Origin of the sequence: Vibrio sp. YT-15 (genome assembly GCF_033337445.1) — a bacterium.
Taxonomy (GTDB): domain Bacteria; phylum Pseudomonadota; class Gammaproteobacteria; order Enterobacterales; family Vibrionaceae; genus Vibrio; species Vibrio alginolyticus.
The window spans coordinates 1-1,036 of the sequence record NZ_JAWOQR010000175.1 but is presented as its reverse complement, the minus strand read 5'-3'; the positions used below and the strand labels follow the sequence as shown (position 1 = coordinate 1,036).

Annotated in this window: 1 protein-coding gene; it reads right to left on the bottom strand. The window is 44.8% G+C overall.

Features of this window, described 5'->3' with window-relative positions; genetic code table 11:
* Positions 1-1,034 (bottom strand): methyl-accepting chemotaxis protein (locus R7D93_RS26100; RefSeq protein WP_318129658.1); only part of this gene is annotated, 1,034 nt, incomplete at its 3' end.
* Positions 1,035-1,036 lie beyond the last annotated feature (2 nt).

The following is a 1,036-nucleotide window of genomic DNA, read 5'->3' as shown; positions in this document are numbered from 1 at the left end:
ACTGTATCACCAGCAGCGCCGATAACATTTGCTACTTCGCCAATCGCATCAACCATGCTTTGTGTTTCACGCACACCAAGTTGTGTACGGTGGTTTGCATCGTTTGCTTGGCTCGCTGACTCTTCCGTGTTGCGTGCAACGTCGGCGACCGCAGCTTTCATTTCCGTCATTGCTGTTGCAACGTGCGTGATTTGTAGCTGTTGGTCTTTCATGCCAGATGCAGAAAGCTCAGAGATTTGGTTCATCTCTTCTACTGCACTGCTCAATTGCGTTACAGCGGCAATAACGTTGTCGATAACTTGGCGTAGGTCGTTTTGCATCTTAGTCGTTGCATCTGCCAACTCGCCCAGTTCATCGTTACCAATCAACTTACGATCGATGTCTTTAGAAAGGTCACCTTTCGCAATCGAGTTTGCTTGTTCCACAACAAGTTGTAGTGGGCCACAAATCAAACGCGTTAGAACAAGCGTCATAACAATCATGATCACTAGAATGGTCACGTTGCTCGCGATGGATGAGTTGCTCAAACCGTTCACTGAAGAAAGGATGTGATTTTTGTTGCTGTCCATTGCGACTTTCAACAAGCGGATTAGCTCGTTTAGATCAGAATCGACGGCTTCGAAGTCGTTTAAAGAGTTAGATAGAACAGCGAGCGCTTCGGTTTTGTTGCCTGCTAACATCGACTCATTGTATTGGTCCATAGTAACCAAGTACTGTTTCCATTGGCGCATTAGGCGTTGGAACGTTTGTTGTTCTTCACCTGGCCAAATGGTTGAGCCGTAAGCTTCAAGTTCTTTGCTGATCTTTTCGCGTTCACGGATGTTACTTGCGATTTTGTTTCTGATCTTATCTGCGTCTTTATAGGTGTAAGTCGCAAATTGAGAGCGACGCCAGTGAGAAAGATCATCTCGGATCGCATCCACTCTTTCCATTGCTGGAAGAGTGTCATCAGTATAGTTTAAAAGCTCAGATTTGATTTCTTTGAGCTCTTTAGACAAAAACACGCCAAATACAATATTAATAAGCGCAATCAGTA